This is a genomic window from Kitasatospora brasiliensis, assembly GCF_032654805.1.
Taxonomy (GTDB): domain Bacteria; phylum Actinomycetota; class Actinomycetes; order Streptomycetales; family Streptomycetaceae; genus Kitasatospora; species Kitasatospora brasiliensis.
Genome location: NZ_JAUOOW010000005.1, coordinates 431,548 through 451,869 on the forward strand (window position 1 = coordinate 431,548; position 20,322 = coordinate 451,869).

Annotated in this window: 13 protein-coding genes; 3 read left to right on the top strand and 10 right to left on the bottom strand. The window is 74.7% G+C overall.

What is annotated here, in order from left to right:
* Positions 1–7: 7 nt before the first annotated feature.
* On the bottom strand, positions 8–634 hold the full coding sequence (locus QWJ13_RS21480; protein ID WP_316526422.1) for a PadR family transcriptional regulator: 627 nt from the start codon (positions 632–634) through the stop codon (positions 8–10).
* Positions 635–713: 79 nt separating this feature from the next.
* Between QWJ13_RS21480 and QWJ13_RS21485 the strand changes: the two genes are divergently transcribed.
* Positions 714–1,685, top strand: a complete 972-nt coding sequence (locus QWJ13_RS21485; RefSeq protein ID WP_316526423.1) for an endonuclease/exonuclease/phosphatase family protein — start codon at positions 714–716, stop codon at positions 1,683–1,685.
* A 4-nt stretch (positions 1,686–1,689) separates the two neighbouring features.
* On the opposite strand, the gene QWJ13_RS21490 is transcribed toward QWJ13_RS21485, so the two are convergent.
* From QWJ13_RS21490 to QWJ13_RS21505, 4 genes are all read right to left on the bottom strand, one after another.
* Positions 1,690–2,901 (bottom strand): PP2C family protein-serine/threonine phosphatase, encoded by a 1,212-nt coding sequence (locus tag QWJ13_RS21490; protein ID WP_316526424.1) that lies wholly within the window; start codon positions 2,899–2,901, stop codon positions 1,690–1,692.
* 191 nt (positions 2,902–3,092) lie between these two features.
* A complete protein-coding gene (locus QWJ13_RS21495; RefSeq protein ID WP_316526425.1) occupies positions 3,093–6,290 on the bottom strand; it encodes an ATP-dependent helicase in 3,198 nt (1,065 codons plus the stop codon).
* A gap of 32 nt (positions 6,291–6,322) precedes the next feature.
* Complete coding sequence (locus QWJ13_RS21500; RefSeq protein WP_316526426.1) at positions 6,323–9,655, bottom strand: ATP-dependent helicase; 3,333 nt, start codon at positions 9,653–9,655, stop codon at positions 6,323–6,325.
* 127 nt (positions 9,656–9,782) lie between these two features.
* Positions 9,783–10,127 (bottom strand): MGMT family protein, encoded by a 345-nt coding sequence (locus QWJ13_RS21505; protein ID WP_316526427.1) that lies wholly within the window; start codon positions 10,125–10,127, stop codon positions 9,783–9,785.
* Between the two features lie 137 nt (positions 10,128–10,264).
* Between QWJ13_RS21505 and QWJ13_RS21510 the strand changes: the two genes are divergently transcribed.
* Positions 10,265–12,958 carry a flippase-like domain-containing protein gene (locus tag QWJ13_RS21510; RefSeq protein WP_316526428.1) on the top strand — a complete coding sequence of 898 codons (2,694 nt, stop codon included), beginning with the start codon at positions 10,265–10,267 and terminating at the stop codon, positions 12,956–12,958.
* A 61-nt stretch (positions 12,959–13,019) separates the two neighbouring features.
* Here QWJ13_RS21510 and moeZ read toward each other — a convergent pair whose 3' ends face one another.
* The 5 genes from moeZ to QWJ13_RS21535 all read right to left on the bottom strand — a co-directional run bounded on the left by moeZ (position 13,020) and on the right by QWJ13_RS21535 (position 19,290).
* Complete coding sequence (gene moeZ / locus QWJ13_RS21515) at positions 13,020–14,198, bottom strand: adenylyltransferase/sulfurtransferase MoeZ (RefSeq protein ID WP_316526429.1); 1,179 nt, start codon at positions 14,196–14,198, stop codon at positions 13,020–13,022.
* A 216-nt stretch (positions 14,199–14,414) separates the two neighbouring features.
* Positions 14,415–15,434 (bottom strand): NAD-dependent epimerase/dehydratase family protein, encoded by a 1,020-nt coding sequence (locus QWJ13_RS21520; RefSeq protein WP_316526430.1) that lies wholly within the window; start codon positions 15,432–15,434, stop codon positions 14,415–14,417.
* Between the two features lie 122 nt (positions 15,435–15,556).
* Positions 15,557–16,435: a hypothetical protein gene (locus tag QWJ13_RS21525; RefSeq protein WP_316526431.1), complete on the bottom strand. Its 879-nt coding sequence runs from the start codon at positions 16,433–16,435 to the stop codon at positions 15,557–15,559.
* The gene (locus tag QWJ13_RS21530) at positions 16,435–17,937 is read right to left on the bottom strand and encodes a glycosyltransferase (RefSeq protein ID WP_316526432.1); all 1,503 of its coding nucleotides are present in this window, start codon (positions 17,935–17,937) and stop codon (positions 16,435–16,437) included. The genes QWJ13_RS21525 and QWJ13_RS21530 overlap by 1 nt, the downstream gene beginning before the upstream one ends.
* 456 nt (positions 17,938–18,393) lie before the next feature.
* The gene (locus QWJ13_RS21535) at positions 18,394–19,290 is read right to left on the bottom strand and encodes an alpha/beta fold hydrolase (RefSeq protein ID WP_316526433.1); all 897 of its coding nucleotides are present in this window, start codon (positions 19,288–19,290) and stop codon (positions 18,394–18,396) included.
* Between the two features lie 221 nt (positions 19,291–19,511).
* Between QWJ13_RS21535 and QWJ13_RS21540 the strand changes: the two genes are divergently transcribed.
* The gene (locus QWJ13_RS21540; protein WP_316526434.1) at positions 19,512–20,168 is read left to right on the top strand and encodes a TetR/AcrR family transcriptional regulator; all 657 of its coding nucleotides are present in this window, start codon (positions 19,512–19,514) and stop codon (positions 20,166–20,168) included.
* Positions 20,169–20,322 lie beyond the last annotated feature (154 nt).

Genomic DNA, 20,322 nt, shown 5'->3' on the forward strand with positions numbered 1-20,322 from the left:
GTGGGGCTCAGGCGCGCAGGCGGCGGCCGCGTTTGGCGGGCGCGGCGCCGTCGCGGGCGGCCTCGGCGGTGCGGGCTTGCAGGAGTTCGGCCTGCTGGGCGAGGCGGGTCTCGCAGTGGTCGAGCCAGCGGATCTCGGCTTCGGTCTGGAAGATCAGCTGGTCGAGGACGAGCAGCCAGGCGAGGTCGTTGCTCTCGGAGGGCACCGAGCCGGCTCTGGTGTCGCCGGCCAGGGCGCGGCCCTTGAGCCGGGTGTAGTCCTGGAGTGCCTTGATGCTGTGTCGGCGCTGGCCCTGGACGACGGCGGAGACGTCCACCCCGGGGACGGTGACGGCCATGGCGAGTTTGATCGCCAGTTCGTCGCGCGGGGGGTTGGTCCGGGGCACCGGGGTGTCGAACCAGTTCCGCAGTTCGGCGCGCCCTTCGTCGGTGACGGCGTAGAACTGGTGGCCTTCGTCGTCCTCCCCCGCGGCCTCGACCAGGCCGTCGCGTTCCAGCCGCGACAGCGTGGTGTAGACCTGTCCGACGTTGAGCGGCCAGGTGGCGCCGGTGCGCGCCTCGAATTCGGTGCGCAGCTGGTAGCCGTAGCGCGGGCCCTGGTCGAGCAGGGCGAGCAGACCGTGACGGATGGACATACCGAGTATGTATACCCGGTATGCCCTACCGCCTCAAGCTGGGGCGCCCTCCCCCGGCGACCAGGTACCGTCGTGCGGTGTGAGCCAGTTGCGCATCGCCACCTTCAACCTGTTGCACGGCCAGCCGCTCGCCCCGGACGGCGCCCCACGGCCCTACCCGTCCGACGCGGGCGGCCCGTTGGCCGAGGCGGTGGCCGCCCTGGACGCCGACGTGCTGGCGCTCCAGGAGGTGGACCGGCACCAGTCGCGCTCCGGTGGCACCGACCAGGCGGCGGTGGCGGCCGCGGCGATGGGCGCGAAGGACTGGCGCTTCGCCGCCGCGCTGCACGGCCGCCCGGCACCGGTGGCCGGCTGGGTGCCGGAGCCGTCCGGGCCGAACGGCCTGCGGGTGTATGGGCCGGACGAGGTGGGCGACGGCGCCCTGCCCTCGTACGGGACGGCCCTGCTGACGAGGCTTCCGGTGCGGCACTGGCGGGCCCGGCGCTTCGCTCCGGCGCCGTTCGGGCTGCCACTGCGGGTGGCCGGGCGGCGCGGGCTGACGCCGGTGCCGGACGAGCCCCGGGCCGCGCTGGCGGCCGTCCTGGAGGGCGAGCACGGCCCGTTCACCGTGGTGGCGGCGCACCTGTCCTTCGTGCCCGGCTGGAACATGGCGCAGCTGGCCGGCATCCGGCGCTGGATCGCCGACCTGCCGCAGCCGTACCTGGTACTGGGTGACTTCAACCTGGTGGGCGCGGTGCCGCGGACGGTGCTGGGCGGGGCGACGGCGCTGGAGCGCACCGCGCCGCGGACGCGGGTGCGGGAGCTGCGGGCGGCCCGGCGGGCCCGGCCGCTGCCGGCCGAGCCGCGCCGGCGCCGGGTGCGCGAGCCGCGCGCCCGGCTCCAGGGCTGGTACGACCTGGCGCGTACGCCGACCTACCCCTCGCACCGGCCGGCGGTGCAGTTCGACCACGTGCTGGCGATCGGGGTGCCGCGTACGGCGGTGGGCCCGGCGGCGGCGCCGCGCTCGTCGGTGTCGGACCACCGGCCGCTGCTGGTCGAGGTGTCGCTGTAGGGACTTATCGGCGCGTCAGGACTCCGGCCTGCTGCGGGAGTTGGACGACGGCCGCGAGGCTTGGGGCCGCCGCGCCGAGGGCTTGCGGGGGGTCGAACTGGAGCAGCAGCATGGCCGCGTCGTCGCACAGCTGGCGTCCGACGTGGCGCACCACGTCCTCGTGCAGGCGTTGCAGGACGTCGGCCGGGCGGTCGGCGGCGCAGCGCGGGAAGCGTTCGGCGAGCGGGTAGAAGACGCCGGCGCGGTCGCGGGCCTCGATCACCCCGTCGGTGAACAGCAGGACCCGGTCCTCGGCCTGGAGCAGGATCCGGTGGACGGGCGGGCGGACGTCGGCCGGGTCGAGGACGCCCAGCGGCGGTACGGTTTCGGCGAGTTCGAGCGGGCGGACGTCCTGGCCGCGCAGCAGCAACGGGGCGGGGTGGCCGCAGTTGACGATCTCGGCGGTGCCGTCGGGGCGTACGGCGATCAGCACCAGGGTGACGAACTCCTCCTCCACGCCGGGGTGGTCGTTCTCGTGCAGGGCCCGGTCGAGGCTGTCGGCCAGCCAGGCGGCCACCTTGTCCAGGGCCGGTTCCTGGTGGGCGGCTTCGCGGAAGGCGCCGAGGACGGCGGCGGCGGTCTCCACCGCGCCGAGGCCCTTGCCGCGGACGTCGCCGACCACGGCCCGTACGCCGTGCCGGGTGTTGACCACTTCGTAGAGGTCGCCGCCGATCCGGGCGTGGGCGGCGGCGGCTTCGTAGTGGACGGCCGCCCTGACGGTGCCGACCCGTTCGGGGACGGGCCGCAGCAGGACCCGGCGGGCGATCGAGGCGACGAGTTGGGCGTCGGCCAGGGCGCGTTCCTGGCGCAGCCGCAGGGTGGCGCTGACCCAGCCGATCGCGGCGACGAGCAGGATCGCGAAGACGCTGGCGGTGTGGACGGACTGGTCGAGGGTGTCGCTGCGGAAGGCCATCAGGAAGGCGGCCGCCTCGGTGCCCAGGCCGATGGCGAACGGGTACCAGGTGCGGCGGCTGACCACGGCGGCCAGCGCGGGGACGGCGGTGAGGGCCGGTTCGACGGTCACCTCGGTGCCACTGAGGTAGTCGAGGGCGACGATCAGCAGCATGCCGATGAACGGCAGCGCCAGCGCCGTCCTCGGCCAGGTGCCGGTCGCGCGCGGAGCGGGGCCCGGGGTCGGCCCGGTGAACCGCTCTCTGATCCATCCGGTCGCGCTCAACTTCGGTCTCTCCAGCAGAAGACGCCGGTGCCCGAGGGCACCTGCGGTGATGACTGAGGGTTAGGGAATGCGGGCCTTGCTGGCGGCCGGAGCTCGGGGGTTGACCGGTTACCGACCCCACAATAGGCGCGAAACGTGCACGACGCACAGGTTTCGGGCGCCGGCGTGACGACTTGGATGCTCTGGGTGACTCAATAGTCACTGTTCCCGATCAGAAGCCTTTCCAACTCTTTTCGGTCGGGAAGTCCTGCCGGGCGGACGATCCGGCCGCTGCGGACGTACAGGAACGAAGCCGTGACCTGCTCGGGATCGACGCCCGCGTGCTCGGCCCAGGCCAGCCGGTAGACCGCGAGCTGCAACGGGTCGGCGCTCTCCTCCCGGTGGGTCTTCCAGTCCACCACTTCGTAGCGTGACCCACCGCCGGATTCCGACAACCCGTCATCTTCCCGGTAGACCGCGTCGATCCGGCCCCGCACCACCCGGCCCGCCAGCACCAGCTGGAACGGCGCCTCCACCCGGTGGGGCTTGCGCTGGGCGTACGGGGTGCGCAGGAACGCCTCCTTGAGCCGCTCCAGGTCCTGCTCGTCCTCGATGCCGTCGTCGTCGGCGCCGGGCAGGGCGCCGGGCTCGACCAGCAGCAGCGGCTCGATCCGGGACTGCACCCAGGCGTGGAAGCGGGTGCCGCGCCGGGCCGCGGGCTGCGGGGGCCGCGGCATCGGGCGGGCCAGGTCGTGGGCGAAGCCGTCCGGGTCGGCGGCCAGGCGCAGCAGCTGGGTGGCGGAGAGCGCGGCGGGCAGCGGCACCTCGCGGGCGGTGCGCCGGGAGCGCTCCAACTCGCCGAGCAGGGCGGTCAGATCGCGGTCCCAGGAGGCGACCTGGCGCTGGTCCTCGGGGGCCATCGGCTCGGGTTCAGCAGCCTCCGCTCCGCCCAGGCGGGCGCGGACCACGCCGGCGACCCGGCGGCGGGCGTGCTGGGCGGCCGGGTCCAGCGGCAGCGGCCAGGGGCGTTCGACGGGGGCGGCCAGCGCCGGGTTCTCGGCACCCTTCTCCGGCTGCTCGGCCCAGTGTTCGATCTCGCCCGTGCCGGGCCGCTCGCAGTGCTCGCGCAGCGCCTCCAGGAAGGCGGACGGGCCGCGGACGGTCTTCTGGCTGGGGCCCCACCAGTGCCCGGAGGCCAGCAGCAGCGACCGGGGGCGGGTGAACGCCACGTAGCCCAGGCGCAGTTCCTCGGTGCCGGAGTGCTCGGCCAGCTCCTTCTTGAACGCCGTCATCGACTTCCCGTTCCAGCCGCCGCGCACGTCGGGCAGGGTCGCGGCGTCGCCGCGCAGGGCGTGCGGAAGCACCCGCTTGGTGCTCGTCCAGCGTTCGCGCGGGCTGGACGACGGGAACGCGCCCCGGACCAGGCCGGGGACGGCGACCACGTCCCACTCCAGGCCCTTGGACTTGTGCGCGGTGAGCACCTTCACGGTGTCCTCGCCGCCGGGCAGGCTGCTGTCCAGGCCGCGCTCGTACTCCTGGGCGGCGCGCAGGAAGCCGAGGAAGGCGGCCAGGCCCGGGTCCCCGTCGAGGTCGGCGAAGGAGGCGGCGACGTCCAGGAAGGCGTGCAGGGTCTCGCGCCGCCGGGCGGCCAGGGCCTGCGGGGAGGCGGCGAGTTCGACCTCCAGGCCGGTGACGGACAGCACCCGGTGCAGCACGTCCATCAGCGGGTCGGCGAGGGAGCGGCGCAGCTCGCGCAGTTCGGCGGCGAGCCGGGCGAAGCGCACCCGGGCCTCGGCGGAGAACGGCAGGTCGTCGGGCTGCTCAAGGTCGAGGAAGGTCTCCACCGCGTCGGCCAGCGAGACCACCTCGGTCGGGTCGGCCTCGGCGACGGCCGCGGCCAGCGCCTCGACGCCCTCGGGCCGGTCGGTGCGCACCAGGTCGGCGGCGCGGCGGCCGAGCAGCGCGAGGTCGCGCGGGCCGATCCGCCAGCGCGGGCCGATCAGCAGGCGCACCAGCGCGGCGTTGGCGGTCGGGTCCTGGAGCACCTCGCAGACCGCCACCAGGTCGGCGACCTCGGGCAGTTGCAGCAGCCCGCCGAGGCCCACCACCTCCACCGGCACCTGGCGGGCGACGAGGGCGGCGTGGATGTCCGGGAAGGCAGCGCCGCCGCGGCACAGCACGGCGATCCGGCCGGGCGCGGTGCCGGTGCGCACCAGGTGGGCGATCGAGTCGGCGAGCCAGTCGATCTCCTCGGCGTGGGTGGGCAGCAGCGCGGCCCGGACGAAGCCGTCCTGTTCGGCGCCGGGGGCCGGGCGCAGCGCCTCGACGCCCTCGTGCATCGCGCGCAGCGGGGCGGCGAGTTCGTTGGCGAAGGCGAGCAGCCGGCCGCCGCTGCGGCGGTTCTCGCTGAGCGCGTAGCGCTCGGCGGGGCCGCCGTCGGCCTTGGGGAAGTGCCGGGGGAAGTCGTCGAGGTTGGCGACGGAGGCGCCGCGCCAGCCGTAGATCGCCTGGCAGGGGTCGCCGACGGCGGTCACCGGATGGCCGGTGTCGGTGCCGAAGAGGCCGGCCAGCATCAGCCGCTGGGCGACGGAGGTGTCCTGGTACTCGTCGAGCAGGACGACCTTGAACTGGCCGCGCAGCAGTTCGCCGACCTCGGGGCGCTGCTGGGCGAGGCGGGCGGCGGCGGCGATCTGGTCGCCGAAGTCCATCAGTCCGGCGGAGTGCTTGCGGCGCCGGTAGTCCTCGACCAGGCGCAGCAGTTCCAGCCGGGCCCGGGCGGTGGCCGGGACGGCGCGCAGGTCGTCGTTGGTCAGTTTGACGGTGGCGAGGGTGTCCAGCAGCTGTTCGTCGAAGTCGCGCAGGGTCTGCGGCTCGACGAGGTGTTCGGCGAGTTCGCCGTCCAGTGCGGTCAGGTCGGCGACCAGGTTGGCGAAGGTGCCGGTGAGCGCGGGGAACGGGCCGCGGGCGGTGCGCAGCACCTTGGCGGCGAGCTGGAAGCGGGTGGCGTCGGCGAGCAGCCGTACGTCCGGTTCGATGCCGATCCGCAGGCCGTGTTCCTTGAGGAGGCGGCCGGCGAAGGCGTGGTAGGTGGAGATCTCCGGGTCGCCGAGGGGTTCGGCGGCGTCCCGGTCGGCGACGCCGGCGCGGAGCAGGGCGGCGCGGACGCGTTCGGAGAGTTCGCCGGCGGCCTTGTTGGTGAAGGTGAGGCCGAGCACTTCCTCGGGCCGTACGGCGCCGGAGCCGACCAGCCAGACGACCCGGGCGGCCATCACGGTGGTCTTGCCGGAGCCGGCGCCGGCCACGATCACGGCCGGTTCCAGGGGGGCGCCGATGGCCGCCATCTGCTCCCGGTTGAACGGGATCCCGAGCAGTTCCTTGAGCTGGTCGGGATGGCTGAGCACGGCGGTCACCCCGCAACGGTAACCGGAGCGGCGGACATTCCTTACTCGACCAGTTGGGCGCCGTCGCGCTGGGCGGAGCAGCTGCGGCGGAAGGTGCAGCGGTCGCAGCCGCCGCCGGTCTGGGGGACGAAGCGTTCGGCGAGGACCTTGCCGGCGGCCTCGGCGAGGAGGTTCTCGATCCAGGGCTCGCCCTCGGGCGGGTCCTGGCGCTGCACCTTGGGGGTGTCCTGGGCGGCCTTGGCGGCGGGTTCGCGCAGGTGGACGAGTTCGGCGCCGCCGGTGTCGGGTGCCGTGCCGTCGAAGCCGGGCAGCTGGTTGAGGGCGCCGGCCCGGACGGCGAGCTGGTAGACGGCGAGCTGCTTGTGCTCGGGCAGGGACTTGTCGGTGGGTATCTGCTTGCCGGTCTTGAAGTCGACGACGTAGGCGCGGCCCGCGGTGTCCTTCTCGATCCGGTCCATCGAGCCGCGGATGCGGACCTGGACGCCGCCGACGTCGAGGGTGACGTCGAAGCCGTGCTCGGTGGCGACGAGGTCGCGGCCGCGTTCCAGGACGTGCCAGTTGAGGAAGCGTTCCAGGGCGGCGCGGGCCTCGGTCTTCTCCTGCTGGGACTTCCAGGGCGCGTCGAAGGCCAGCGCGTCCCAGACGGTGTCCAGGCGTTCCATGAGGACGGCGAGGTCGGCGGGGGTGCGGCCGGAGCCGACCTCGTCGGCGAGGGCGTGCACCACGTTGCCGAAGCCCTGGGCGGCGGAGCCGGCGCCGCGGGCCTTGACCTCCTTGTCCAGGAACCACTGGAGGGAGCAGCTCTCCAGCTGTTCCAGGCCGCTGCCGGACAGCCGGACGGGGGCGTCGGCGGCGCGCAGCGGTTCGGGGGCGGCGGTCGGGTCGTCCAGGCCCCACCAGCGTTCGGGGTGGGCGGCGGGCACCAGCGGCAGCCCGTCGTCGTCGGTGGCGGCGGCGAGGGTGGCGAGGCGTTCGGCGGCGGCGCGGCGCAGTTCGGGCGAGCGGGCGGGGTCGACGGTGACGGCGCGCAGTTCGGCGACGAGGGCGGCGACGGACAGCGGGCGGCGCGGGCGGTGGGTGACGTCCTCGACGGTGACGGGCGGGGTGCGGCGCAGCACCTTGCCGTTGGCGGGGTCGATGTCTTCGCGGTAGAGCTCGCGCAGGAAGCGGGAGGGTTCGTCGCCGTCGTCGGCGGGGGCCTTGACGGCGGTGACGATGAGCCGTTCCTTGGCGCGGGTGGCGGCGACGTAGAAGAGGCGGCGTTCCTCGCCGAGCAGGGCGCCCGGGGAGAGCGGTTCGGCGAGGCCGTCGCGGCCGATCCGGTCGGCTTCCAGCAGGGAGCCGCGGCGGCGCAGGTCGGGCCAGAGGCCGTCCTGGACGCCGGCCACCACGACGAGGCGCCATTCCAGGCCCTTGGAGCGGTGGGCGGTCATCAGTCGGACGGCTTCGGGGCGTACGGCGCGGACGGTGAGGGTGTCGGCGGCGATGTCCTGGGCTTCGAGTTCGGCGAGCAGGTCGAGGGCGCTGCGGTGGCCGGTGACCTGTTCCTCGGCGCGGGCGGCGGTTTCGAACAGGGCGCACAGCGCGTCCAGGTCGCGGTCGGCGTTGCGGCCGGCGGCGCCGCCGCGCAGGGCGGCGCGTTCCAGGCGTTCGCGCCAGCGGCGGCTGCCGTCCCACAGTTCCCACAGGGCGTCCTCGGCGGTGCAGCCGCCGGCGAGCAGTTCGCGGACCTTGCGCAGCAGGGTGCCGAGGTCGCGGGCGCGGCGGGCGTGCGCGGGGTCGAGGGCGACGAGCCGTTCGGGTTCGGCGAGGGCTTCGCGGATCAGTTCGCCGGCCGGGCGCGGGGCGGTGGCGGGGTGGCCTTCGGCGCGCAGGGCGGCGCGTTCCTCCTCGCGCAGGGCGCGGCCGAGGCGGCGCAGGTCGGAGCCGTCGAGGCCGCCGAGCGGGCCGGTGAGCAGGGCGTGGGCGAGGTCGGTGGTGAGGGGGTCGGGGGCGTCCGGGTCGCCGTGCTTGTCGCGGGCGGCCTGCTGTGACGCTTGTCGGGCGCAGACCCGCAGGGCGAGCAGCAGGTGGGCGACGGCCGGTTCCTCGCGCAGCGGCAGGTCGTCGCCGTCGATCTCCAGGGGGACGCCGGCCGCGCCCAGGGCCCGCCGTACGCCGGGGATGGAGCGGGCGCCGGCCCGGACCAGGACGGCCATCTCGCCCCAGGGCACGCCGTCCTCCAGGTGGGCGCGGCGCAGCAGGTCGGCGATCGAGTCGAGTTCGGCGCCGGGGGTCGGGTAGGTGTAGACCTCGACCTTGCCGCCTTCGCGGGAGGGCAGCAGGGCGCGGTGCTGGGCGAGTTTGTCGGCGGGCAGCCGGCCCATGGGCATCCGGCGGGCGATCTCCCGGGAGGCGGCGAGCAGGACGGCGCCGGAGCGGCGGGAGACCCGCAGCACCTTGACGTCGGCGGGGCTGCCGTCGGTTTTCCGGAAGGTCTGCGGGAAGTCGAGGATGCCGTTGATGTCGGCGCCGCGGAAGGCGTAGATGGACTGGTCGGGGTCGCCGACGGCGACGAGGTCGCGGCCGCCGCCGGCCAGCTGGTGCAGCAGCCGGACCTGGGAGGGGTCGGTGTCCTGGTACTCGTCGACGAAGACGACCTCGTAGCGGCGGCGCAGTTCCTGGCCGACGTCGGGGCGTTCGGCGAGCAGGACGGCGCGGTGGACGAGTTCGGCGTAGTCGAGGACGCCGCGCAGGTCGAGGACGTCGAGGTAGTCGGCGAGGAAGTGGGCGGCGGCGGCCCAGTCGGGGCGCTGGACGCCGTGGGCGAAGCGTTCGAGTTCGGCTTCGCCGAGGCCGAGCTCGCGGCTGCGGGCGAGGACGGCGCGGACTTCGTCGGCGAAGCCCCGGGTGGTGAGGCAGGCGCGCAGGTCCAGCGGCCAGGCGATCCGGCCGAGGCCTCGTTTGGCGTCCTCGGCGCCGCCGGCGAGCAGTTCGCGGACCATGACGTCCTGTTCGGGTCCGGAGAGGAGCCGCAGCGGTTCGGCGTAGTCCTGGGGGTCCTGGTGGGCGCGCAGCAGGGCGTAGCAGAAGGAGTGGAAGGTGGTGGCCTGCGGGGCGGCGGCCGAGCTGCCGAGGCGCCCGGACATCCGGTCGCGCAGTTCCGTCGCGGCCTTGCGGCTGAAGGTGAGGACGAGGATCCGCTCGGGGTCGGTGCCGTCGGCGACGCGTCGGGCGACGGCTTCGACGAGGGTCGTGGTCTTGCCGGTGCCGGGTCCGGCCAGGACCAGCAGCGGTCCGCCGGTGTGCTCGACCACGGCGCGCTGGTAGGCGTCCAGCACGGGTGGGTCGGGCTGGACGAGCGGGCTGCGCACGAGCCGGTAGGGGGAGCTCACGTACTTGGTCCTGGGGTCGAGCAGGCATGGCCGGGCGGGCCCGCGAGGGCCCGCCCGCATCGAGCCTACGATCCTGCCCCGTCAATCCGGACCGGGCGGTGGTTTCCGGCCGATCCGCTCGCCCCGTCTACCGGCCGTCCCAGCGGGCCCGTCGGAGGTCGACCCGGATCGGGTCGGCGAGGTCGCGCAGCGGGGTGGCCTCCTCGCCGTAGTGGGCGAGGGCGCGCTGTTCGTGTCCGGGCAGCAGGCGGCCGTCCGCGCGGACCACCCGCCACCAGGGCACCGAGCCGCCGTACAGGGCCATGACCCGGCCGACCTGCCGGGGGCCGCCCTGGTCGAGGTATTCGGCGACGTCGCCGTAGGTCATCACCCGGCCGGGTGGAATCCGCTCGACCAGGTCGAGCACCAGTTCGGCGAACGCCGGCAGGGCACCGGGGAGGCCGTCCTCTGTTGCGTCCGTCACCTGCGGCATTCTTCCCTACCGGGGCGGACCCCGGGCGCCGTGGGGAAGATCCGCCGCGCCCGATCCGCCCCCTGTCCCGCACGGCGAGCCGGAGCATGCCACCATCTTCGGGGCGGTGATGAGTGATACGAGGACAACAAGACCAGATGACCGGGACGGCTGACGTGGGCGTGGACAAGGACTCCGACGAGTCCGCCGACGTGCCTCCGTCTCCCGGCGGCGGGGACGAGGGCCGGCCCGAACCGGGCCCGACGCCGGAAGTCTCCCTGATCAAGGACCGGACGATCAAGACCCCCGCGCCCGGATCCGGCACGCCCGACGGCCACGAGCACGACCACGAGCACGACCACGACCCGCTGGACGACGCCCCGCACCTGGACGTCGACGAGCCGCTGCTCGCCGCCCGCGCGCACCGCCCGTCCGACCTGATCCGCTTCCTGGCCGGCGTCTTCGGGATCATCGCCGTCTTCGTGCTGGCCGGCATCGCCACCTCGACCACCACCGGCATCGAGCAGGACATCGCCACCAACGCACCGCACTTCTCCGCGGTGTTCTCCACCATCACCGGCCTGCTCTCCAGCGTCGCGGTCCTCGCCGTGCCGCTGGCCTTCGCCGTCGAACGGCTGATCAAACGCGACGGCCTGCGGGTCGCCGACGGGGTGCTCGCCTCGGTGCTGGCGTACGGCGTCTCGCTCGGCATCGACTGGTGGGTGGCCGAAGGCGCCTCCCCGCACATCCGGGAGGCGCTGACCAGGCTGCCGCTGGACAGCAACGGCAACCTCACCGACCCGGTGCACGGCTACCTCGCCCCGGTGATCGCCTACATGACCGCCGTCGGCATGTCGAGCAGACCGCGCTGGCGGGTCGCCCTGTGGGTGGTGGTGGTCTTCAGCGGGGTCACCGAACTGCTCGGCGGCTACACCACCCCGCTGTCGCTGCTGCTCACCGTGCTGATCGGCTGGTCCGTCGCCTACGGCACCCTGTACGCGATCGGCTCCCCCAACATCCGGCCCACCGGCCAGCATCTGATGATCGGCCTGCGCAAGGTCGGCTTCACCCCGGCCGGCGCCGTCCGCGCCCCCGACGCCCCCGGCGGCACCCGCCGCTACCACGTCACCCAGCAGGGCGGCGCCCCGCTGGACGTCCACATCATCGACCGCGAACAGCAGGCCTCCGGCTTCTTCTACCGGGCCTGGCGGCGGCTGCGGCTGCGTTCGGTCGCGGTGCGCCGCAGCCCCCAGTCGCTGCGCCAGGCGCTGGAGCAGGAGGCCCTGATCGCGTACGCGGCGGCCGCCTCGGGCGCCCGCGCGCCGCAGCTGGTCGCCACCTCCGAGCTCGGCCCGGACGCCGCGATCCTGGTGTACGAGAACGTCGAGGGCCGCACCCTCGACGAGCTGGCCGACGAGGAGGTCACCGACCCGGTGATGGCCTCGGTCTGGCAGTCGGTGGCCGCCCTGCACGAGCGCCGGATCGCCCACCGCCGACTCACCGGCGAGTCCCTGCTGGTGGTCGACGACCGGACCGGCTGCCTGGTCAACCTGTCCGGCGGCGACATCGCCGCCACCGACCTGACCCTGCGGATCGACGTCGCCCAGCTGCTCACCACCTTCGCCCTGCGGATCGGCCCGGAGCGCGCCGTCGCCACCGCCAACGCGGTGCTCGGCGCCGAGCGGGTGGCCCAGGCGCTGCCGCTGCTCCAGCCGGTCGGGATGAGCCGCTCCACCAGGGTCGACCTCGCCAAGCTCACCAAGGAGCGCAAGACCGCCGCGCGGGCGAGGGCACTGGAGCAGGTCGCGGCCGGCGAGCGCACCCAGGAGCAGGCCGAGGAGGACATCGCGGCGGCCGGCGAGGACCTGCTGAGCCGCATCCGCGGCCAGATCCTCCAGATCGCCCCCGAGGCCCCGATGGCCCCGGCCAAGCTGGAACGGCTGAAGCCGAAGACCCTGATCATGGTCATCGCGCTCACCTTCGCCGCCTACCTGGCACTGACCACCATCAAGCCGGCCCAGCTCAAGCTCTCCCAGATGAACTGGGCCTGGGCCGCCGCCGCCCTGAGCGCCGCCGCGTTCAGCTACGTCGCCGCCGCGATGAGCCTGACCGGCTTCGTCCCCGAGCGGCTGCCGTTCCGGCGCACCGTCGCCGCCCAGCTGGCCGGCTCCTTCGTCAAACTGGTCGCCCCCGCCGCGATCGGCGGCATCGCGCTCAACACCCGCTACCTCCAGAAGGCCGGGATCCGCTCCGGCCAGGCCGTCGCCTCGGTCGGCGCCTCCCAGCTGGCGGGCCTCGGCGGGCACCTGCTGCTGCTGTTCAGCTTCGGCCTGATCACCGGCAGCCAGACCAACGGCGATCTCTCCGCCTCCCGCGCGGTGATCATCGGGGTGCTCACCGCCGCCGTGCTCGCCCTGGTGGTGGCCGCCGTCGCACCGCTGCGCCGGTTCGTCCTGGGCCGGCTGCGCTCGCTGTTCTTCGGCGTGGTGCCGCGGATGCTCGACCTGATGCAGACGCCCAGCAAGCTGGTCACCGGCTTCGGCGGCATCCTGCTGCTGACCCTCTCCTTCACCGCCTGCCTGGACTTCTCGGTGCAGGCCTTCGGCGGCGACGTCAGCTTCTCCGCCGTCGCGGTGGTCTTCCTGACCGCCAACGCGGCCGGCTCCGCGATCCCCACCCCGGGCGGCATCGGCCCGGTCGAGGTCGCCCTGATCGGCGCCCTCACCGTCGCCGACGTCTCCCCCGCCGTCGCCACCCCGGCCGTCTTCCTCTACCGGGCCCTGACCTTCTGGCTCCCGGTGATCCCCGGCTGGATCGCCTACAACGTCCTCCAGCGCAAGAAGGCCCTCTGAGCCGCTCCGGCATGCGGAAAGGGGCCTGCCGAGCGGCAGGCCCCTTTCCGTGCGCGAGGGTCTAGTAGACCGGCTTGTGCGGCTCGATCTGGTTCACCCAGCCGAGCACGCCGCCGCCCAGGTGGACGGCGTTGGCGAAGCCGGCGGCCTTGACCACGGCCAGCACCTCGGCCGAGCGGACGCCGGACTTGCAGTGCAGCACGATCTTCTTGTCCTGCGGCAGCTTCTCCAGCGCGTCGCCCATCAGGAACTCGTTCTTGGGGATCAGCACCGCGCCGGGGATGTTGACGATCTCGTACTCACCGGGCTCGCGGACGTCGATGAGGTAGATGTCCTCGTCCTCGTCCTGCCACTGCTTGAGCTGCTGCGAGGTGATCGTCGAACCGGCGGCGGCGGCCTGCGCCTCCTCCGACACGACGCCGCAGAAGGCCTCGTAGTCGATCAGCTCGGTGACCGTCGGGTTCTCGCCGCAGACGGCGCAGTTCGGGTCCTTGCGGACCTTCACCTGGCGGTAGTTCATCTCCAGGGCGTCGTAGATCATCAGCCGGCCGACCAGCGGGTCGCCGATGCCGGCCAGCAGCTTGATCGCCTCGTTGACCTGGATCGAGCCGATGGACGCGCACAGCACGCCCAGCACGCCGCCCTCGGCGCAGGACGGGACCATGCCCGGCGGCGGGGCCTCCGGGTAGAGGCAGCGGTAGCAGGGGCCGTGCTCGGCCCAGAACACGCTGGCCTGGCCGTCGAAGCGGTAGATCGAGCCCCACACGTACGGCTTGCCGAGCAGCACCGCGGCGTCGTTCACCAGGTACCGGGTGGCGAAGTTGTCGGTGCCGTCCACGATCAGGTCGTAGCCGGAGAAGATCTCCATGACGTTGGAGTTGTCGAGGCGCTCCTCGTGCAGCACCACGTCGACGTACGGGTTGATCTCCTTGACCGAGTCCCGCGCCGACTCGGCCTTGGAGCGGCCGATGTCCGACTGGCCGTGGATCACCTGGCGCTGGAGGTTGGACTCGTCGACCACGTCGAACTCGACGATGCCCAGCGTGCCGACACCCGCGGCGGCCAGGTAGAGCAGGGCGGGCGAACCGAGGCCGCCGGCGCCGACACACAGCACCTTGGCGTTCTTCAGCCGCTTCTGCCCCGCCATGCCCACGTCCGGGATGATCAGGTGGCGGGAGTACCGGCGGACCTCGTCAACGGTGAGCTCGTCGGCCGGCTCGACCAGGGGTGGCAACGACACGGGGACTCCGATGGGTCTTGTTCGGATGGCCAGGGCCAACCTCGGTGTGGGGTTGTTGCTCCGCCACGCGGGTGGCTCTCTAGGCCAACAGTGTCATGCCCCACCACTATTCCGAGACAGCCCGTCCGATATGCGAGACGGGCGGCGCCGGATGGTGGAAGCCCCGAAAGGCGCCCCGGGCCCGTGGTTGACGGGCTCGGGGCACCCGGCCGGCGTTCACACCCGGCAGGCCGTCTCCAGCCAGACGTCGCCCAGCGACTCGTCCAGCGGCACCTGTGTCCGCCATCCGAGACGGTCCCTGGCGGTGCGCACGTCCGCCTGCCGCCACGGCACCGGCTCGCCCGGCGCCGGCCGGCCCTCCGGGCGGTGCCCCTCCGGCCGGTGTCCGGGCAGGTGGTGACCGACCGGGTGGTGGCCCGGATGGTGGTGGCCCGGCAGGTGGTCGCCACCCGCCCCCCCGGCCTGCGCGGGCAGCAGGACCTGCCGGTTCTCCTCGACGATCGCCCCCTCGAAGCCCGAGGCCCGCACCAGCAGCTGGGCCGCGTCCCGGGCCCGGACGGCATGCCCGCTGCCGACGTTGATCACCCCGGTGGCGGCCGACACCGCGGCCGCCTGGATGGCCCGCGCGACGTCCCGCACATCCACGAAATCCCGGTATCCGGACAGGTCCGGCATCCTCACCTGGTGCTCGTCGCGCTCCAGCGCCCGCCGCAGGCCCTCCGCGAGCCGCCCGAACAGCGAGGCGGTGGGCGCCCCCGGCCCCACCACGTCGAACACCCGCAGCACCGCCGCGTCCAGCCCGGAGGCCAGCACCAGCTCCGTCCCGGCCAGCTTGGACACCCCGTACGGGCCGACCGGCCGCGGCTCGGCCTGCTCGGACACCGGCACCCCGCCGGGCACCGGCCCGTACTCGGCGGCCGAGCCGACGTGCACCAGCCTCGCCGGCTCCCGGCTGCGCCGGATGGCCTCGCAGACCGTCGCGACGGCCAGCGTGTTCGACCGGATCAGGGTGCGCGAGCTGCCGTACGTGGCGCCCGCGCAGTTGATCACCACCTGCGGCGCGACCGCGTCCAGGAACCGGGCCAGCGCGCCCGGGCTCCCGGTGGTCAGGTCGAAGCGGATGTCGGCCGAGTCGCGCCGGCCGAGCACCGTCACCTGCAACTCCTGGTCCATCAGCAGACGGTCGGTGACCCGGCGGCCGATGAAGCCGTCGGCGCCCAGCAGCAGCACCCTCATCGGGGGTGTCCTTCCACGAAGCCAGCTCGGGACGACCTGGCGGACTGAGTTCAACGAACGGGACGAAAGCGGGGATCACACGGCGGATCCCGGAGTGGAGCGAAGGTGCGGACGGACGGCGCTCAGCGGTACGAGCCGGCCCGGCCGAGCGCCGCCCCGGCGTACACGAGCAGCGCCGCCGCGACACCGCCGCCGCCGAGCAGCCACGCCTCCGGGGCGGAGCGCCCCAGCGCGAGCAGCCCGAGCACCGCGGCGGCCCCGGCCGACGCCCCCACCGCGGCGGCCGCCGACCGGCCGCACCGCGCCAGCAGCACCGGCAGCACCAGCAGCAGGCCCAGCACGCCCTGCGCCGCCCACTGGGCGGGGCCGGCCCGCTCGGCCGCCAGGTGCAGCAGCCCGCCGCCGTGGCCCGGCCCGGGGCGCGGAGCGACCACCGCCAGCACGGCCAGCGCCGCGAAGCTCAGCACCCCGAGCACCGCCAGGTGCAGGGCCAGCGCGACCGGCAGCACCGGCCGCATCCGGGCCCGGAACCCGGCCAGGGTGCCCGCCGCGCCGAGATGGCCGCGGCCCACCTGCCGGTACCAGCGGGCCGCCCCCTCGGCCGACCCGGCCGACACCGCCGCCGCCAGCCCCAGCGCCACGGCCACCGGACGGTCCCCGCCCGGCGCGGCCCGCGCGAGCAGCAGCATCGCGGCCGCCACCCCGGCACAGGGCAGCGCGGCCGAGCCGGCGACGGTCAGCGCGGCGCCCGCCCCGCCCGGCCGTCGCGGCACCGGCCCCGGCGGCGGCGGGCGCCGGGGCACCCGGGCGTACAGCTCCTCGGCCAGCGCGAACAGGTCGACGTGCCGGCAGCGGGCGGCGGCGTCCGTGCCGAGCCCGGCCTCCTCCAGCCCGGCGGCGATCTCCAACGGGTCGACGGCGCGCTCGCACAGCTCCCGGTGCTCCGCCATCAGCTCGCGCACCGGGTCCGCGCCGCCGCCGAGCAGCGTGCCGCCGGACATCAGACGGCCCCCGCGAACTCGGCCGGCTGCCGCGAGTCGACGGCGGAGCCCCCGCCGCGCGGCCCTTCGGCCAGCCAGTACTCGGCGGGGCGGGCGAACGGACGGGCCACCGGCCCGCCCTCGCCGGCCGGGAAGGCCGGGTGCCGCGAGACCAGCTCCAGGTAGATCTCCCGGAAGGCGCCGATCTCCGGCTCCACGGCGAAGCGTTCCTGCGCCCGCAGCCGCCCGGCCAGCCCGAGCCGGCCGCGTCGTTCCTCGTCGCGCAGCAGCGCCAGGCAGGCGCCGGCCAGGGCGCCCGGATCACCGGCGGGCACCAGCAGCCCGGTCGGCCCGACCACCTCGCGCGCCACCCCGACATCGGTGGAGACCACCGCCCGGCCGCTGAGCATCGCGTCCGCAAGCAGCCGGGGGCTGTGCCGGGAGAGCCCGGAGAAGACCACCACCGTGCCCGACGCCCACACCTCGGCGAGCGGGCCGGGCCGTCCGGCGAAGCGCACCGCCTCCCCCACCCCCAGCCGGCGCGCCACCGCTTCGCAGTGCGCCCGGTGGCCGGGCGCCGTCTGTTCGCCGTGCACCACCAGCCGGGCGCCGGGCACCTCGGCCCGGATCCGGGCGAGGGCGTGCAGCGCGGGTTCCGGGCCCCGGCCCGGCTCCAGCGCGCCCGCCCACACCAGGGTCGGCGCCGCCGGCTCCGGCCCGGCGGCCGGGCGCCCCGCCTCCGGCGTGCCCTCGTACACCACCCGGGTGCGCGCCGGGTCGGCGCCGCAGCGGCGCTGCCACCGCTGGTCGTGGGCGCTGCCGGGGGTGAGTATCGCGGCCTGCCGGTAGGCCTCCCCGGTGAGCTCCCGGGAGAAGGACAGCCGCAGGGCCCGCACCGGCCACCCGTACGGCGCCTCGTGGTGGCCGAGGTACTGCTCGCGCAGGTGGAGGCGGTGCTCGGTGACCAGGAACGGCACCCCGTGCAGCTGCCGGGCCACCAGGGCGGGCAGGACGGCCGGGCCGCCGCCGACCACGTGGCACAGGTCGGCCGCGCCGAGGCCGCCGGGGCCGGTTCCGTACCAGGGCGCCGACAGCGGGCGCAGCCACCGCTCCAGCAGGTCCGCCGCGGCCAGCAGGTCGCGCACCGGCGGCTGTCCGGCCGAGGTGTCCGCGCCGGGCAGCCGCCAGGTCCGCTCCAGCAGTCGGCGGGCGGGCGCGGAGGCCAGGAAGGCGGGCAGCGCGCCGTCCTCCCGGGCGAGCGCCGCCAGCCGGTACAGCCCGGACGCGAAGCCCGCCCGTTCCCCGGGCAGCACCAGGGCCCGCACCAGCTGCTCGTACGCCTCGGCGTACGGGCGTCCGCGCCGCGCGCCCGGGGCCCGGCGCGGCGGCCTCGGCCGCGATCCGGTCAGCCGGTACCGCTCGAACTCGTGCTCCGGCATCGCGGCAGCCAGCCGGTCGCACCAGTCTCCGGCGCCACGCTGGGGGTGCGGCCGGGCACCCTCGGTGAGCAGGGCTACGCGCACGGGAGACCTCCAGGGCAGAGCGGATTCGCTGGGCGGGATCACGGACGGATCGACGGATTTCCGGGCGGCCCGAGCGGTCGCCGGGGGCGCCCCGCACGGCGGCGGGGACGGCCGTCGCCGGGGAGCCCGGTCGGCCCGGTCGCGGACCCGCCGCGTTCCGTTCCCCCGGGCGCCCGCCCGCTCCGGCGGTCGGGCCCGACCCGCCGGGACCTCTCGACCGCGGCCGCCCTCCGGTTCTTCCGGCGGCCGCGAGTCCCCCACACCTGTTCGGTCCGACAGCAGAAAGGTAGGACCGGCCCAGGCCGATCCATCGGTCACATGCCTGCCTGCCACCTGATCGAGTGAACCGCAGTGACCTCGGCCCGAACCGGGCCGTTACCGGGCGGCACGCGCGGGCCCACGCTCGCCCCCCGCGCTCGCCCCCCCGCGCTCGAACCCAGCGCTCGAACCCCGTGCTCAGGCCCCCGCGATCAGCTCCCGCACCGCCCGGGCCACCTGGTCGGGGTGCTCCATCATCGCCACGTGCCCGGACTCCGGCAGTACCAGCAGCCGGGCGTCCGCGAAGGCCTCGCAGGCGCGCCGGGCCGAGCGGTACGACACCAGCCGGTCGCGCAGCCCGTACACCAGCAGCACCGGCGCCTTGACCCGCTCGGCCTGCCGCCACAGCGACTGCTCGCCGCGCTCGGTGTACGCCGAGACGATGCCGCGGGCCGAGCCGACCAGCGCCTGCATCGCGTGCGGCACCTCCAGCCGGCGCCGGTACTCGGCCACCGCCTCGGCCCTGGCCGCCGGGCTCAGGCCGTCCGGGTCGCCGTAGACCAGCCGCAGCAGGTCCTCGGTGGCGGCCTCGGCGTCGCGCCCGCCCGCGGACAGCCGGCGCAGCAGCGCGGGCACCCCGGGCACCGCGAGCAGGCCGGTCGGCCAGGCGGAGCGCTGCGGGGGCAGTTCGGGCAGGGCGGGCGAGACCAGGGTGAGGCTGCGCACCAGGTCTGGGCGCAGGGCGGCCAGCCGGACGGAGACGGCGCCGCCGAGGGAGTTGCCGAACAGGTGGACCGGGCCGCGGCCGGAGGCCTCCAGGTAGCCGATCACCGCGCGGACGTGGCCGGAGACGGTGAGGTTGCCGTCGAGGGGCGGGTGGGAGCGGCCGAAGCCCGGCAGGTCCACGGCCTCGCCGTCGACCAGGCCGCAGAGCCGGCCCATCAGGGCCTCCCAGTTGGCGGCCGAGCCGCCGAGGCCGTGGACGAACAGTCCTGGCTCGCGCCCGTCGGAGGCGCCGTCCGCGAGCGGGCGGTGCACCGCGAGCACCGCGCCGGGGACCTCGACCGTACGTACCTGCTGCTCAACGCCGCCCATGGTGGACGATGGTAGTGAGCCCGGCGCGCGGAGGAGCCGGTGGGAACAAGGCCCGTCCCCTCCGTCACACCACTGCCGACGCCGAGGTCAGCGCCGTATTGTGGGCTCCTGACAACCAGGCCGATCGTCTTTTCTCGCCTTCGCCGAACGCGGGCGCGGTTACCGAAAAGTAGAATCGGTCGTCTTGCCAGCTGCGAACAGACCCCGAAGTGAGGAGCGCCGTGACGGCCATCCAGGAGGCGCAGGAGCGCCCGCGCGGTGCCCGCCTGCCGCGAAGCGCCCGCCGTGAACAACTGCTCGGAGCCGCCCAGGAGGTGTTCGTCGCCCAGGGCTACCACGCGGCCGCCATGGATGACATCGCCGACCGTGCCGGGGTGAGCAAGCCGGTGCTGTACCAGCACTTTCCCGGGAAGCTGGAGCTGTACCTGGCGCTGTTGGACAAGCACTGCGACGCCCTGGTCGACGCGACCCGCGAGGCGCTGTCGGCGACCACCGACAACAAGCAGCGGGTGGCCAACACCATGGAGGCGTACTTCAACTACGTCTCCAGCGAGTCCGGCGCCTTCCGGCTGGTCTTCGAGTCGGACCTGACGAACGAGCCGGCCGTGCGCGAGCGGGTCGAGCGGGCCTCCGAGGCGAGCGCGACGCTGGTCAGCAAGGTGATCCAGGAGGACACCGACCTGCCGGAGGCGGAGTCCAAGCTGCTCGCCGCCGGGGTCTGCGGCCTGGCCCAGATCACCGCCCGGTACTGGCTCTCGCAGGGTCTGGAGATCCCGCGCGACGAGGCGATCCGACTGGTCGCCAGCCTGTCCTGGCGCGGCCTGAAGGGCTTCCCGATGCACGCGGGCGAGCAGGGCGGCGAGGGCTCCGCCCAGTAGGGCCGACCCACCGCCCGCCCGGGCAGGTCCGCCGAGCTTCGCCTGGCCGGTGATCCGGTGCTCTATGGTGAAGCCGTACGGCACGGTCGCCGCGAACGCTTGTCCCAGGCGGTCGGGTGCCCGTGCGTGGAGGCTGCAAACCAGGAGGGACGGA